Source organism: Acinetobacter lwoffii, from assembly GCF_019343495.1.
In the GTDB taxonomy this organism is placed as follows: Bacteria; Pseudomonadota; Gammaproteobacteria; order Pseudomonadales; family Moraxellaceae; genus Acinetobacter; species Acinetobacter lwoffii_P.
In genome coordinates, this window is record NZ_CP072549.1 from 1,512,798 (window position 1) to 1,526,387 (window position 13,590).

Sequence of the window (13,590 nt, forward strand, 5' to 3'; positions counted from 1 at the left end):
AGCCTGTTTTTTTTGTTTGAACCAGAGCTCAAATTATTTTTTACGGAACACTTCCTGACATGCAGTCGCATCACAATAGCCATACAGATTCAGTGAGTGACCGGTTAATTCAAAACCAAATTTTTCAGCAACGTCATGCTGCTCTTTTTCAATCGTGTCATTAATAAATTCAACAACTTTGCTGCAATTTAAACATACTAGGTGATCGTGGTGATCTTCCTGCATAATTTCAAAAACTGAATGATTATTTTCAAAATTATGACGTTCGATGATGCCCGCTGCTTCAAACTGCGTTAACACACGATACACAGTTGCTAAACCTACATCTTCGCCCTGATCGAGTAAAGTCTTGTAAATATCTTCCGCACTTAAATGATGTTGTTTTGAATTTTCTAGTAATTCTAATATTTTAATTCGTGGAAGGGTAACTTTCAGCCCAGCTTTTCGTAAATCTTGGTTTGAAATAGTCATGTAAAAAGGTCTCTCAACAAAATCAAAGTTGGAATATGCAACAAAGTTTAGATGCAGTATGATCTATCCTTGGATCAAATGCATCATAATTAATTTGGGATAGTTTAGCAAAATGCAAAAAATCATGTTGACGTTATTCGTCACTTCATTGCTCGTCGGCTGTTCGACATTAGGTGTTTATAAAGTAGATATTCCACAAGGAACCCCTTTAACCCAAGCACAAGCCGCTAAAATTCAGGTAGGAATGAGCCATCAACAGGTGCGTTTCTTACTGGGCAGTCCAACAGTAAGCGATCCACTGAATCCTTTACGTTGGGACTACATCTATAACTATACCCCAGGAACCTACGCTAAAAAAGCCAAGATCCCGGCAGCCCAAGGCCAGCATTTGAAAATCTACTTTAACCAGTCTGGTATCGTGGAACGTGTTGAAGGTCTGGAGACGATTCCAGAATCTCAACCCGGCTTACCAGGATCAAAAGAAGCGATTTTAAATGCTCCTCCACTATAGTCGGTTTCTCATGAAAAAGCCCCTGAATCATCAGGGGCTTTTTTAATTAAGCTGATTGATTGAGCAGATCATTGAAACTACTGCTCATTCAAGCCGCTCTCTATTCGGAAGATGGTTTCAGCTTTTTTAAAAGATTGCCTCTGGCATAACGACCCACCGGATTTTTCTCGGCGCGTTTACGCCTGATATCTTTAGGATTGATGGTCAGTGCTCGATATATTTCCACCCGGTCCCCTGCTGCCAGTGGTTGCTGATGATCCTGCAAGCGCACGCCAAAAATGCCCAGAGATAACGGTTCAGGCAATTCGACCTGCTCTGCTATGCCACTTTTCTGGATGGCATCCAATGCTGTCATGCCGGGCTGAAATGGCAGGGCTAGATGAAATTGTTTTTCTGGCGTCGCATACGCCACCCAGATCATCGCCTCACTCATCAGACCAATTGTCCTAAGACAGCAATGATTGCCAGAATAATCCCGACAGGTAACACCACACGTACTGCAATACGCCAAATATTATAAAACGCTTCAGAGCTGAAATTCATTGATTTACGCAAATGACTGATCTTCATGATCCAGCCGGCAAATAATGCATAGATCAAACAAATCAATAAGCCCCAGACGAGCAAGACCACATTGAAAATTGGGCTTAGATTTGGAATAGCCCAGATCAGCGTAACCGCCGCCACAATCGCCCATTGAATCGCAGGATGAAGCTGACGTTGCTGTAACTGTTCACGTGCCATTTGCAAAATTAATGCGGCAGCTGCCACCATCGCTGCGACCAAGGTGAATGCAGGGATTTGTGCTTGCACAGCAAAGAAAGCAAATGCAATGACAGCAACTAGCTGCGCAATCCAGATCGGCAATACCGTCTTGCTGGCGACATCCTGTTGTCGCACAGTGTTCAGGCTAGACTGCCAGTACAAGCCCATGCCCAGACCACTTGCAACCAGTGCCAATACCGTCGCATTTCCCCATTCAGAAAACTCAACTGGCGTAACTTGCCATGCAGGTAGCGCAGTTCCCATTACATTTGCCAAGATCAAAGATGCCAGCACTCCAATCGTGGTGATTACTAACAGAATTTGACGCGGTAGCAGTGACAGGGCTAGCGACACGATTGCCAATCCACTTAACAAAAGATTTGGTGCAAGATCAAGGGCAGCCACTGCCAGAACATTACTGGCATTGTTCAGCATTGCACCTGCCAAAAACGGAATAAAAATCACACTTAACCAGCCGACAATACGCCATTTCTGTGACGCATCAGCTTCACGGGTCAGCGACGACAGCGCCTGTAATGGCGTCGTTTTGGAGCGTTTGGCCAAAGCAATTTCCAAGTAGCAGACTGGAAGCGCCAGAATCAGCATGGTGGCTAACCAGAGCATCCAGAAATCCAGCTGACGTTCAATCTGTATACCGGTTATCGGTGCGAGTGTCGCGATGATAATAAACGATAGACAGAAAGCCATCAGCGGCGATAACCATTTTGACATAGCATTGTCCTGCATGATGCATTCCTATAAAAATCTAGCGCTATTTTGCCTTGTGAAGCAGTGAAAATCAAAAACAAAAAGCAAACCATCATGAGGATGATTTGCCACGCCAAATTTATAATTAAATTTTAATTCTTTTTATTTGCTGAAATTTTTTATTATGAGAAAAACCGGGCGAACCAGTTTTTACCTTTTTTCTGTTCTTTTTCTTTAATGATACCCATCATATTTTCTTTGACTGCACCCACATAATCGGCATCATCATGCTGAATATGGTTAATGAGCCATTTCGATAATACTTCATGCAGTTCATTTTCAATTGACTGCCCTAGTTCAAAACGGTCACGATAAGATTCAATTTTCTTAATAAACAGATCATGCACACGTTTATGCGGCACCCGGTATTTATACCCGGCTTCTTCCTGAAGAGATTCTTCAAAGGTAAAATGTGAGTGGGTATAATCAATAATATTGTCAAGAATCTGTTTAATACGGGCACGTTCGGTATTTGCATCGATTCCATCAATTTCGTTGATATAATCGAGAATTCGTTTGTGCTGATCGTCAATCACATCGATACCAGTATTATAATCTGGGACCCATTTCATTTTCATACGACCACCTAGAAATATTAAGGACTTATAACGTGAAAATGAGCATATAGCTTATTGATTCAAATAAAAATGAAGCAAATTAGTCGGCTTTCAGCCCAAAGCCGGTATTTTCATTTTAAGTTTCTGTTATATATAGTTAAAAATAATTTATCTTGAGTAAAAAGCTAAGATATTAATTAACCAAAAATGAGTGTTAAACCATTATTTATTCTTAAATTTTTCTCTATTTTTTAATATAAAAACGGAGTTTAAACTCCGTCTTGATGCAATTTTTAATATTGGTCAGCGCGCGTGATGCGTTTTAGGGAAGGATCCAGCCGTTCACGTTCCAAACGTTCGACATGCGTCACTTGAGAACGCACTTTCGCCCCATGTTGAAACAGGATCATTTCACCGGGCTGAAAGGCTGTCCATTCTTCATTCTGGGTCAAAGGTTCAGTAGTAATGACTGCCACACGGTCTTCACGTGTGGTGACCTGACTAAAGTCTACTTCGACATCAATATCGATGAGCTGCGCCGGTCTAAACGGGTATTCACGTACCAGCCAGTGGAGTTTGGTAATCGCATAGCTAAATAGCGCCTGACCATTCGACAGGCAGAAATTAAAGGTACCATGTTCCGCGATTCCAGGTGAAATTTCGGCCAGCAGATCAAAAACCTGATCCAGTTTTGGTTCATGATAGCCAAAACGTTTCACTAACTGGTCCAGCAGATAGCAAAAAGCCCGCTCGCTATCCGTATTCCCTACTGGAGTGAAACGTCCACTTAGTGCGGGGAAATAATCATGCAAATCACCATTATGAGCAAAAATCCATTGCCGGCCCCAGAGTTCGCGGCTAAAAGGATGGGAATTTTCCAGATTGATTTTACCTTGCGTGGCTTTGCGGATATGCGCAATCACATTGCGGGATTTAATCGGATAATTACGTACCAGTTCAGCAATCGGAGATTCAACCGCCGACTGGTTATCAACAAACAGACGGCAGGCTTTATCTTCAAAGAAAGCTATCCCGAAACCATCGGCATGATCAGAGGTAATGCCTGCCCGCTGGGAAAACCCGCGAAAAGAAAAAGTAATATCTGTTGGCGTAGCACAATTCATTCCGAGCAGTTGGCACATGGTCTGATTTCAGCTCTTTATTTCACTTAGAAGCTTATTGTGCATGACTGTCCCTGCCATTTCAAATAGCTGGCTATAAGAAATCCAAATAAAAAAGAGCCTGCATAGAGACTCTTTTTCACAAAAAATCGATTATGAACGATGCGGATTTACACGGTTGGTAATAAGGGTACCAACACCATGATCAGTGAAAATTTCCAGCAAACTTGCATGCGGTACACGGCCATCGACGATATGTGCACTTACGACGCCGCCTTTTACGGCATCTAGGGCACAACCCACTTTCGGAATCATGCCGCCATAAATCACGCCGGTTTCGATCAGACGATCGACTTCTTGAGTGGTCAAACCAGTCAACAGGTTTTTATTTTCATCCAAGACACCGGTGATATTGGTGAGTAGAATCAGTTTTTCTGCACCTAGGGCTTCAGCGACTTTACCAGCGACCAAATCAGCATTGATATTATAGGTATTGCCTTCTTCATCGACACCTAGCGGGGCAATGACTGGAATAAAGTCACTATTGGTAAACATTTCCAGAACATCGGTTTTCACGCCCACGACTTCACCGACCAGACCCAGATCAATTTGCTCAACTGAACCATCTTCAGCCACTTTTTCCATCAGCAGCTTTTGCGCACGAATCAGGTTGCCGTCTTTACCGGTAAGACCAATCGCACGACCACCATGCTGGTTAATCAGGTTCACGATAGATTTGTTAACGCTACCGCCAAGTACCATCTCGACTACTTCCATGGTCGCAGGATCAGTCACGCGCATGCCGTCAATACGGTCTGATTCGCGGCCCAGCTGTTTCAGCATGGAATCGACTTGCGGGCCACCACCATGTACCACGATCGGATTAATACCGACTGTTTTTAATAATACGATATCACGTGCAAATGAACTTTCCAGCTCAGGATCGGTCATCGCGTTACCGCCGTATTTTACCACCAGGGTTTTACCCGCAAAGCGTTGAATATACGGCAAAGCTTCTGTCAAAATCTGTGCTTTGTCGATGCCTGTTTGTTGATTTGGCATTCGCCTCTCCTTATTGAGCATCTAAAATGTCTTGAGCGATCTCTGGATAACGGTCACGCAACATGGCTACAAACAGATGACGAATTTCATTTAGACCTTGGGCATTATTGGCATCAAAGCGCACTGTGAAATACTCACCTGTATTGGATGCTCGAATGATGCCAAAACCATCCTCAAAATCAAGACGTATCCCATCAATTTTACTGATTTGCGCATTAATTCTTGCGGATTGTTGTTCAACGAAGTTTAAAAGCTCAACAGGACGTACTTGACGCGTTGAAATATAAAGATCTTCAGTACCATGTCGTTTTGGATAAGCCGCCAAGGCCTGCGCGAGAGTTTGCCCCGTTTGGTCGAGATATTCCATGACTCTGAGCGCTGCATAGAGGCCATCATCATAGCCCCAGCCGCGACCATCATTAAAGACATAATGTCCGGCATATTCCCCACCAAAAATCGCCTGATGCTGAGAGTGGTTCAGATAAGTTCTGAGAAATGAACTGCCGGTACGAATCATCACCGGTTCCCCGCCCAGACGTTGCACTGTATCGCGAACCAGAGTTGAACATTTCACATCATAAACAAATTGGCGTGGTGCTGAATCGCTTAGGCAAATTTCGGCAAACAGACATAATAACTGATCGGCTGTGATAATCTGACCCTGTTCATCAACCAGAACCAGGCGATCGCCATCACCGTCCAGGGCAATACCGAGATCAGCCTGCTGTTGCATGACAGTTTGGCGTAAAGTCTCAAGATGTTTGTCCTGCGAAGGATCCGGCGCATGATCCGGAAAATGTCCATTCGCCTCACAACGTAAAGCAATCACTTCACAGCCCATTTTTCTGAGTACCAAGTCAGCACAACGTCCGGCTGAGCCATGCAGACCATCCAGAATCACTTTAAATGAGCGCTTTAATTGAATATCTTCTAATATTCCCTGCTGATACTGCAGGCAAAACTCTGGAATAATCTGATGCGGCAGTTCGGCTAAACCAAGTAGCTGGCTATCGCAATGCGACTTTGCCAGTTGGGCCACCTGTTGAATCATCTCAGGACAAGGTGGTTCACCATCAATAATCCATTTAATCCCATTATCTTCTTTAGGATTATGACTGGCGGTGACCATAATGCCATTGCCATCAAACTGGCGTGCGGTGAAATACAGCATCGGGCTGGAACAACAGCCTATAATAGTGGCTTCCAGCGAATAGTCTTTAAAAATACGGGCAATGATGTCGGCAAAAGCCGGACTACTGATGCGTGCATCATAACCAATGGCGACACGTGTCTGTCCCGCAGCCTGATACTGCTGGGCTAAACCGTGGGCAATTGCATCAATGATCCCGGCACCTAATAGACTGACTTTACCGCGTATGTCATAGGCACGAAAGATATGCATGGGGAATGGATGATTCATAGATCCCATAAAACTGTCTTTTCACTATTCGTTAAAATAAGGAGATTTAAAATGATGATTTCATCATAATGACTTTAAACATTTGTTTTTGTTTTAAGACTCGCTATTTTTAAACGATTTCAATGTAACAATCAATTATAAAAATATAATCTACAACTTTAGAATTATAGGGTTCTTGTAATTAAACAATGATTATTTAATTATATTTATTTTGAGTTTCATCTGATTAGATATTTGATCATTACATAAATTTTAGATTTAAATGGCTCTACTGAACTAGAAAATAGGGTTTTATTTTTAAATATATTTCAATCAGCTCATTTTTAATATCTGAATCACTTAACTAAAAAAAATGGCTTACATCCAGTTAATGAATGTAAACCATGATTAAAACTTAGTTTTTACCCGTATGACCAAAACCGCCAGCACCGCGTTCAGTCGCTTCAAATTCATTCACTAGATCGAATTCAGCCTGCACCACAGGAACCAACACATACTGTGCCAAACGTTCACCTGGCTCTAAACTGAATGCAGTCTGACTACGGTTCCAAACGGATACCATCAATTCACCCTGATAATCAGAATCGATTAAACCGACCAGGTTACCCAACACGATCCCGTGTTTATGCCCCAAACCCGAACGTGGCAAAATCAGACCAGCAAATGCAGGATCTTCAATATAGATTGCTAAACCAGTTTTTACCAAAACAGTCTGGCCTGGTTCAATGATCGTAGTTTCTGTAACACACGCACGCAAATCCAGCCCCGCTGAACCTGTCGTAGCATAAGTCGGTAATGGCCATTCCTGACCAAGACGCGAGTCAAGGACTTTCACCTGAACTTTCATGTATTCATTCCTGTTGTTTCATTTAAAATAAGAGCAAGCCTTGCGCCTTATCGTTTGATGAGGTTACGCAAATTATCAAGATAATGTTGGGCTTGTAATTTCGGATCGATGTTGCTTGCCAGCTTTTTCTTACGACCTAACCATTCCAGCTCATCTTCTGGTAATTCATCCAGGAAACGGCTTGGGGTCATTTGCTTCATCTGCCCGCCCGCCTTGCGCTGTTCTGCCAAAGTAATGGTCAAGCCCTGACGTGCACGGGTAATACCCACATACATCAGACGGCGTTCCTCTTCGACCGTTTCTGCAGCGATCGAGTTTTTATGTGGCAGAATTTCTTCTTCCAGCCCGATCAGATAGACATAAGGAAATTCCAGACCTTTAGACGCATGCAAAGTCAATAAATTGACTTTATCGGTGTCCTCTTCTTCCTGCTGCTGCTCGAGCATGTCCAGCAGCACCATTTTACGAATCACACTTTCAATATTTTTTTCATCAACATCTTCAGCGCGGTTAATCAGGCTTTGAATGCTGCTATAGAGCACTTCGATATTGTCGAGCTTGGTCTTTTCCTGCGCTGGTGTGGCTGCAGTTTCCTTGATGTAATCGATATAACCGGCTTCAATCATCATCTGGCGGATAATTGGCACTGGTTCATCATCATCCAGTAAATTGCGGGTAAAACCCTCAATAAAATCGGCAAACTCAGCCAATTGAGTCGTGGCCTTTTTCGGAATCGCCATGGTCAGACGCTGATCCGCAGCCGCAGCCAGAAGCGACAGATTATTTTCCTGAGCAAATAGACCGAGCTTTTCCAGCGTTACCGGACCAATTGCCCTTTTTGGCGTATTGATAATTCGTAAAAATGCACTGTCATCTTCAGGGTTAATGATCAAGCGTAAATAGCTCATCATGTCCTTGATTTCGGCACGTGCGAAGAAGGACTGTCCGCCAGATAATTTATACGGAATCTGCATCTGACGTAGATGGGTTTCTAAGATACGCGCCTGGAAATTGCCGCGGTACAACACCGCATAATCTTTCCAGCTTTTACCGTTCATCAATTTATGCGTGATCAGGTCTTTGACCACGCGTTCTGCTTCGTCATCATCATTGCGGCAGGTAATCACACGGATCACTTCACCATGGCCTTTGTCCGACCAGAGTTTTTTATCAAAAATATGCGGATTATTACCAATCACGGTGTTGGCTGCTTTAAGAATACGACTGGTCGAACGATAATTCTGTTCCAGTTTGATCACTTTCAGATTAGGAAAATCCTGCTGCAACAAAGCCATATTTTCCGGTTTAGCCCCACGCCAGGCATAAATCGACTGATCATCATCGCCTACGGCGGTGAACTGTCCCATCACACCAACCAGTAATTTCACCAGAATATACTGTGCTGTGTTGGTATCCTGATATTCATCCACCAGCAAATAACGTACCCGGTTTTGCCATTTGTCACGGACTTCGGCATTTTCCTGCAACAAGCGCGTCGGCATCACAATCAGGTCATCAAAATCCACGGCGTTATAAGCGCGTAAATTACGTTCATATAATTGATATAAATGCGCAAACTGCACATCTTCGGCAGTTTCACAGGTAGTATGTGCCTGCTCGGGTGGAATCAGATCATTTTTCCAGTCCGAGATCATTTTCATGGCTTTGGCAATCAGTTCTTTGCTTTCTGCACCGGATAAATTGTCACGCTGCATCAGATCCATCAGAATGCGTTTACAGTCGTCAGCATCCAGAATCGAGAAATTATTTTTCAGTGGGGTATGTTTCAACTCCAGGCGCAGCATATTCAGGCCAAAAGTATGGAAGGTCGAAACTGAAACGCCTTTACTTTCTTCACGCGTCAACAATTTGCTGACACGCTCTTTCATCTCACGTGCTGCCTTGTTGGTAAAAGTCATCGCAGTAATACGATGTGCGGGAATCCCGCAATGCTTGACTAAATACGCGATTTTTCGCGTGATCACTGAAGTCTTGCCTGAACCCGCTCCTGCAAGTACTAACAAGGGTCCTTGAGTGTATTTCATGGCTTCAAGTTGCTTGTCATTTAACTGACTGGCGAGTGACATATGGCTTCCTCTTCTAGATTCGGCTCCGATTATAGTCATCTCTGCGTCAGTTGCCTAATTTAAAATACGATTAATCAGATCAATATTCAGATATAAAAAAACCACCCGAAGGTGGTTTTTTCTTAAGCGTTCAAGAATTATTGAACTGCATATACCGCGATTTCTACACGACGGTTTTGCTCTTTACCTGCGGCAGTTGTATTGTCTGCAATTGGGTTCGCTGAACCTAAACCTTGAGCATTAATACGTGTACGTGAAACACCTTGGCCTGCCAAGTAAGTCGCTACAGAGTTTGCGCGTGCTTGAGACAATGGCAAGTTAATTGAGTCATTACCCGTGCTGTCTGTATAACCAGTTACAAGGATACCGCTCTTGTTATCTTCAGTTAATACTTGCGCCACTTTGTTTAAAGTGCCATAGAAGTTTGGTTTGATATTTGATTTGTTGGTATCAAATGTAATGCTGCCTGGCATCACAAGGTTAATCGAACCATCTGCATTACGGTTAACGTCTACGCCCGTACCCGCTGTTGCTTGACGTAATTTTTTCTCTTTGTTATCAAGATACACACCCGCTGCACCACCAACAACAGCACCAATCGCTGCTGCACGGTTATTTTGACGGCTGGTATTCGCATTGCCTTTAGAAACACCGTAACCTGCTGCAGCACCAATTAAAGTACCTAGAGCAGCTTTATCATATTCCACACCACCGATGTTATTACCAGTTGATTGACAACCTGTAAGTGCTACGGCCCCTGCTACAGCTGCTGAAATGACTAGTGCACGCATCGCATGACTCCTTGTTGTATGCTTTGTTGTTAAGCGAGATAATGATTTAAATTGAATGGGCTAACCATTGAATTTTTGTTAATAATAAATCGTTTAGTAATATTTTGTAATGTTTATATGTAACTAAAACCAAGTAGTTCGTCACAATATCTTCATAGTTTCTTGTTTAGGCTTTTTTATTTGCCTAACTGTCTCTATATTACTCAAAATATGAAAAAATTTAAGTGATTAATCTCTGGGGACTGTTTGGATATGTCATCGAATAGCAACAAGCAACCGACTTTAAAAAAACTGGCGCGTGGCCTGACGGTCACATCCGTCATGACGGGCAGTACTTTTTTTCATGGTCCCCCGGTGCTGGCCTTGGGTTTAACCAAACTTTTTAAAAAATCCGCAAAAGTGGATGAAACCAATATCAAGATTACCAACAGCTGGTTAGGGGTCAATAATTGGCTGATTGAGCATGTGCTGAAAAACACGCAATGGCAAATCAGTGTAGATGAATCACTGGATTTGAATATGCAGGGACGTTATTTGATGACCTGTAATCATCAAAGCTGGGTCGATACTACTGTCAATCAGTACTTCGGTCTGACCCGTATGCCCCTGACGCGCTTCTTTACTAAATGGGAACTTATTTTTATTCCTTTTGTCGGTCAGGCTTTTAAAATCTTAGGCTTCCCGATGATGAAACGGCATAGCAAGGAACAGATTGCCAAAAACCCTGCGTTGAAATATCGGGATATGGAAGAAGCACGTAAATCCTGTGAGCAGCTGATCAGTCAGCCTTTTACCCTGTTAAATTATCTGGAAGGCACGCGCTTTACCCAGGAAAAGCATGATCAGCAGCAGTCTCCCTATACACATTTACTGAAACCTAAAGCCGGTGGTCTAGCATCGGCGCTCAGTATTCTCGGCGATAAAATTGATGCGCTGGTCGACATGACCATTGTTTATCCTGACGGTATTCCGGGCTATGGTGAATTCTGGTTAGGTGAAGTACCACGTATTGCGGTAAATTTAAGAAAAATTGATATTCCAGACTGGGTACTGGGCGGCAATTATGAAGATGATGCTGAATATCGTGCACGCTTTCAAAAATGGATTGATCAAATCTGGACCGAAAAAGATCAGCTCATCGCACAAATGCAGCAGAACTTTGCCCAAGCCCCGGTCGGATCTGTAACTGAGTAATTATGAAGAACGACAACCCGGACATTACGTCCAGCTCCTTTAAATTTGTTCGTAAAGGAACCTGGGGCTGGAAAATTGCACTGATTTACGACATTTTCATGATGGTTTTAATCATCATCAATCTGTTCTGTCTCAGTGCCAACGCCATTTTAATGAGCGATTTTGGTCAGTGGTTGTTTGACTTTATTCGTTTACCGGAAATCTTGCAGTTTTATAAAAGTGATTTACGCCCTTGGGTCATCATTACCGAGGGCTGGTTTACCACCTTCTTGGTCTGTGAATTACTGGCCCGCTGGGTTATCGCAATTGTCCTGCGTCATCATCGACGCTGGTGGTTCTTCCCTTTTGTGCACTGGTATGAAATTTTATCCATTATCCCTCAGCTACGTTTCCTGCGCCTGCTGCGTGCGGTCGCGATTGGCTACAACCTGCATAGCCATGGTTATAAAGTAATTCCCAATCGCTGGTATCGCCAAGGCAACTTTTATTACAACATGCTGATGGAAGAGCTTTCCAGCCGGGTGGTCCTGACCGTACTGGACGGCATCAAGCGTGAACTGACCACAAGCACATCACATAAACAGTTAATTGATGATCTGGTGGAACATCATCGTAAATTACTGGCCATTGCCTTAGCAGATATCTTGCAGGAGTCTTTGGGTAGGGAATTACAGTCACAACGTTCCATGATCGCTAAAAATGTAGGGCAAGTAGTGAATCAGGCGATTGAAGATACTCCAGAACTGACCCAATTATTACGTTTGATTCCAATCGTAGGTAGCCGGATTGAACAGCAAATTCAAAGTATTGGTCAACGCCTCGGAGAAAATATCACGCAAGGACTGATTGAACCATTTACCCACACAGGTCAAAAAGAAAATCCGACTTTTACCCTAATTTCAGATAAAATCAGCCAGATTCAGATTGAACATAATCCACATATTGATAAATTGGTCGAATCGGCTGTTTTTGAAACACTTGAAGCAATCCGAAAACAGGTAAAAGTCAAACAGTGGCAACAGATTTTAGAAGAACATGAGCAAAATCAGAGCTCAATAGATAAGTAAAGTTTAAAGTACAGAATCAGACTAATCCGTCCGGTCCTATTCGCATAAAAAAATAACTGAGATCGCTAGAGAATTACTGCAATTTGTTCTAGGATTTGCACTATTTACAACATTGCTTCGACACAAAACCAGCACGTCAGAAGTATTTAAGGAAGAATTATGGCTGATATACGGATAAAAGGCAGAATGGTCAATGCGATACGCATTAGCCTAGATACCAATGATCATGATGCAATCCGCCAGCAACTTAGCCCAAAATTACAAGCAGCATTTCCGCCCGGCACTTTGGCAGTCATTGAAAGTTCAGTTGAACAGGAACTCATTGCGCTGATTCAACTATTAATCAGTCTGGATGTACAGCCTATGGCTGTTACTGAAGGCTTACTTGGAGATCAGGCGCGCGCCATTCAGTTCCCGGTACTGCCACCTGATCGCCAGTTAGAAGAAATTAAAGCCACCAAAGAACAGGTCGTGGAAGTTAAACCAGAACCTACAGCGGTGAATGATGATCAGGCCCCTGCTGCCCCGATCGTCGCGCATATCACCTCATATCATGATGAAATCCTGCGTACTGGCCAATGTATCGTGCAGCATAATGGCGACATTATTATTAATGCTGGTATCAACAGTGGTTCAGAAGTGATTGCTTCTGGCAATATTCATGTCTATGGCAGCGCGCGTGGCCGGGTCATTGCGGGTGCGGGTGGTAATACTGCAGCACGTATTTTCTGTCATAGCCTCGAAGCTGAACTAATTTCAATTGCAGGAACCTACTGTGTAGCGGATGATATTCCACCACATGTAGTTAAAAAATCTGTGCATATTTACTTGAATGATCAACTAGAGCTTGTATTTGAAGCTCTACAATTTTAATGTATAAATAAACACCAAAAACCCCATTTTAAACAGGGGATTTGAACCATAACAGG

At 43.1% G+C, this 13,590-nt stretch carries 14 protein-coding genes; 4 read left to right on the forward strand and 10 right to left on the reverse strand.

From position 1 onward, the window contains the following. Positions 1-33: 33 nt before the first annotated feature. Entirely contained in the window at positions 34-471 is a 438-nt protein-coding gene (fur, locus tag J7649_RS07105) for a ferric iron uptake transcriptional regulator (RefSeq protein ID WP_004646136.1), read from the reverse strand. A gap of 112 nt (positions 472-583) precedes the next feature. Here fur and J7649_RS07110 point away from each other — a divergent pair, with 112 nt between their 5' ends. Further along, positions 584-982 (forward strand): outer membrane protein assembly factor BamE, encoded by a 399-nt coding sequence (locus J7649_RS07110; protein ID WP_004279275.1) that lies wholly within the window; start codon positions 584-586, stop codon positions 980-982. A gap of 100 nt (positions 983-1,082) precedes the next feature. Here the strand turns inward: J7649_RS07110 and J7649_RS07115 are convergent, their stop codons facing one another. The 9 genes from J7649_RS07115 to J7649_RS07155 form a co-directional block, all read right to left on the reverse strand. Further along, on the reverse strand, positions 1,083-1,415 hold the full coding sequence (locus tag J7649_RS07115; RefSeq protein WP_219310017.1) for an RnfH family protein: 333 nt from the start codon (positions 1,413-1,415) through the stop codon (positions 1,083-1,085). Beyond that, the gene (locus J7649_RS07120; protein WP_219310018.1) at positions 1,415-2,494 is read right to left on the reverse strand and encodes a hypothetical protein; all 1,080 of its coding nucleotides are present in this window, start codon (positions 2,492-2,494) and stop codon (positions 1,415-1,417) included. The genes J7649_RS07115 and J7649_RS07120 overlap by 1 nt, the downstream gene beginning before the upstream one ends. Before the next feature lie 143 nt (positions 2,495-2,637). Next, positions 2,638-3,093 carry a bacteriohemerythrin gene (locus J7649_RS07125; RefSeq protein ID WP_219310019.1) on the reverse strand — a complete coding sequence of 152 codons (456 nt, stop codon included), beginning with the start codon at positions 3,091-3,093 and terminating at the stop codon, positions 2,638-2,640. A 272-nt stretch (positions 3,094-3,365) separates the two neighbouring features. Beyond that, entirely contained in the window at positions 3,366-4,214 is an 849-nt protein-coding gene (locus J7649_RS07130; RefSeq protein ID WP_064095789.1) for a class II glutamine amidotransferase, read from the reverse strand. A 132-nt stretch (positions 4,215-4,346) separates the two neighbouring features. Continuing rightward, complete coding sequence (gene argB, locus J7649_RS07135) at positions 4,347-5,255, reverse strand: acetylglutamate kinase (protein WP_219310021.1); 909 nt, start codon at positions 5,253-5,255, stop codon at positions 4,347-4,349. A gap of 10 nt (positions 5,256-5,265) precedes the next feature. Then, positions 5,266-6,684: a phosphomannomutase/phosphoglucomutase gene (locus J7649_RS07140; RefSeq protein ID WP_219310024.1), complete on the reverse strand. Its 1,419-nt coding sequence runs from the start codon at positions 6,682-6,684 to the stop codon at positions 5,266-5,268. A gap of 385 nt (positions 6,685-7,069) precedes the next feature. Then, entirely contained in the window at positions 7,070-7,522 is a 453-nt protein-coding gene (gene dut, locus J7649_RS07145) for a dUTP diphosphatase (RefSeq protein WP_005247107.1), read from the reverse strand. Positions 7,523-7,569: 47 nt separating this feature from the next. Beyond that, on the reverse strand, positions 7,570-9,609 hold the full coding sequence (locus J7649_RS07150; RefSeq protein WP_005104798.1) for a UvrD-helicase domain-containing protein: 2,040 nt from the start codon (positions 9,607-9,609) through the stop codon (positions 7,570-7,572). Between the two features lie 137 nt (positions 9,610-9,746). Further along, positions 9,747-10,400, reverse strand: a complete 654-nt coding sequence (locus J7649_RS07155) for a YiaD family glycine zipper/OmpA-like lipoprotein (RefSeq protein ID WP_004646124.1) — start codon at positions 10,398-10,400, stop codon at positions 9,747-9,749. Positions 10,401-10,652: 252 nt separating this feature from the next. On the opposite strand from J7649_RS07155, the gene J7649_RS07160 reads away from it, so the two are divergent. The 3 genes from J7649_RS07160 to minC all read left to right on the forward strand — a co-directional run bounded on the left by J7649_RS07160 (position 10,653) and on the right by minC (position 13,534). Further along, positions 10,653-11,594: an acyltransferase gene (locus tag J7649_RS07160; protein WP_164543262.1), complete on the forward strand. Its 942-nt coding sequence runs from the start codon at positions 10,653-10,655 to the stop codon at positions 11,592-11,594. Positions 11,595-11,596: 2 nt separating this feature from the next. Further along, positions 11,597-12,661 carry a hypothetical protein gene (locus J7649_RS07165; protein WP_005251141.1) on the forward strand — a complete coding sequence of 355 codons (1,065 nt, stop codon included), beginning with the start codon at positions 11,597-11,599 and terminating at the stop codon, positions 12,659-12,661. Between the two features lie 159 nt (positions 12,662-12,820). Then, positions 12,821-13,534 carry a septum site-determining protein MinC gene (minC, locus tag J7649_RS07170; RefSeq protein WP_005247112.1) on the forward strand — a complete coding sequence of 238 codons (714 nt, stop codon included), beginning with the start codon at positions 12,821-12,823 and terminating at the stop codon, positions 13,532-13,534. Positions 13,535-13,590: the final 56 nt, after the last annotated feature.

What these genes read in the sequence shown, in the direction of transcription:
- J7649_RS07120 (WP_219310018.1), bottom strand. Translation starts at nt 2,494, where the DNA reads ATGCAGGACAATGCTATGTCAAAATGGTTATCGCCGCTGATGGCTTTC.
- J7649_RS07155 (WP_004646124.1), bottom strand. Translation starts at nt 10,400, where the DNA reads ATGCGTGCACTAGTCATTTCAGCAGCTGTAGCAGGGGCCGTAGCACTT.
- J7649_RS07115 (WP_219310017.1), bottom strand. Translation starts at nt 1,415, where the DNA reads ATGAGTGAGGCGATGATCTGGGTGGCGTATGCGACGCCAGAAAAACAA.
- argB (WP_219310021.1), bottom strand. Translation starts at nt 5,255, where the DNA reads ATGCCAAATCAACAAACAGGCATCGACAAAGCACAGATTTTGACAGAA.
- J7649_RS07110 (WP_004279275.1), top strand. Translation starts at nt 584, where the DNA reads ATGCAAAAAATCATGTTGACGTTATTCGTCACTTCATTGCTCGTCGGC.
- minC (WP_005247112.1), top strand. Translation starts at nt 12,821, where the DNA reads ATGGCTGATATACGGATAAAAGGCAGAATGGTCAATGCGATACGCATT.
- dut (WP_005247107.1), bottom strand. Translation starts at nt 7,522, where the DNA reads ATGAAAGTTCAGGTGAAAGTCCTTGACTCGCGTCTTGGTCAGGAATGG.
- J7649_RS07150 (WP_005104798.1), bottom strand. Translation starts at nt 9,609, where the DNA reads ATGTCACTCGCCAGTCAGTTAAATGACAAGCAACTTGAAGCCATGAAA.
- fur (WP_004646136.1), bottom strand. Translation starts at nt 471, where the DNA reads ATGACTATTTCAAACCAAGATTTACGAAAAGCTGGGCTGAAAGTTACC.
- J7649_RS07130 (WP_064095789.1), bottom strand. Translation starts at nt 4,214, where the DNA reads ATGTGCCAACTGCTCGGAATGAATTGTGCTACGCCAACAGATATTACT.
- J7649_RS07140 (WP_219310024.1), bottom strand. Translation starts at nt 6,684, where the DNA reads ATGGGATCTATGAATCATCCATTCCCCATGCATATCTTTCGTGCCTAT.
- J7649_RS07125 (WP_219310019.1), bottom strand. Translation starts at nt 3,093, where the DNA reads ATGAAAATGAAATGGGTCCCAGATTATAATACTGGTATCGATGTGATT.
- J7649_RS07165 (WP_005251141.1), top strand. Translation starts at nt 11,597, where the DNA reads ATGAAGAACGACAACCCGGACATTACGTCCAGCTCCTTTAAATTTGTT.
- J7649_RS07160 (WP_164543262.1), top strand. Translation starts at nt 10,653, where the DNA reads ATGTCATCGAATAGCAACAAGCAACCGACTTTAAAAAAACTGGCGCGT.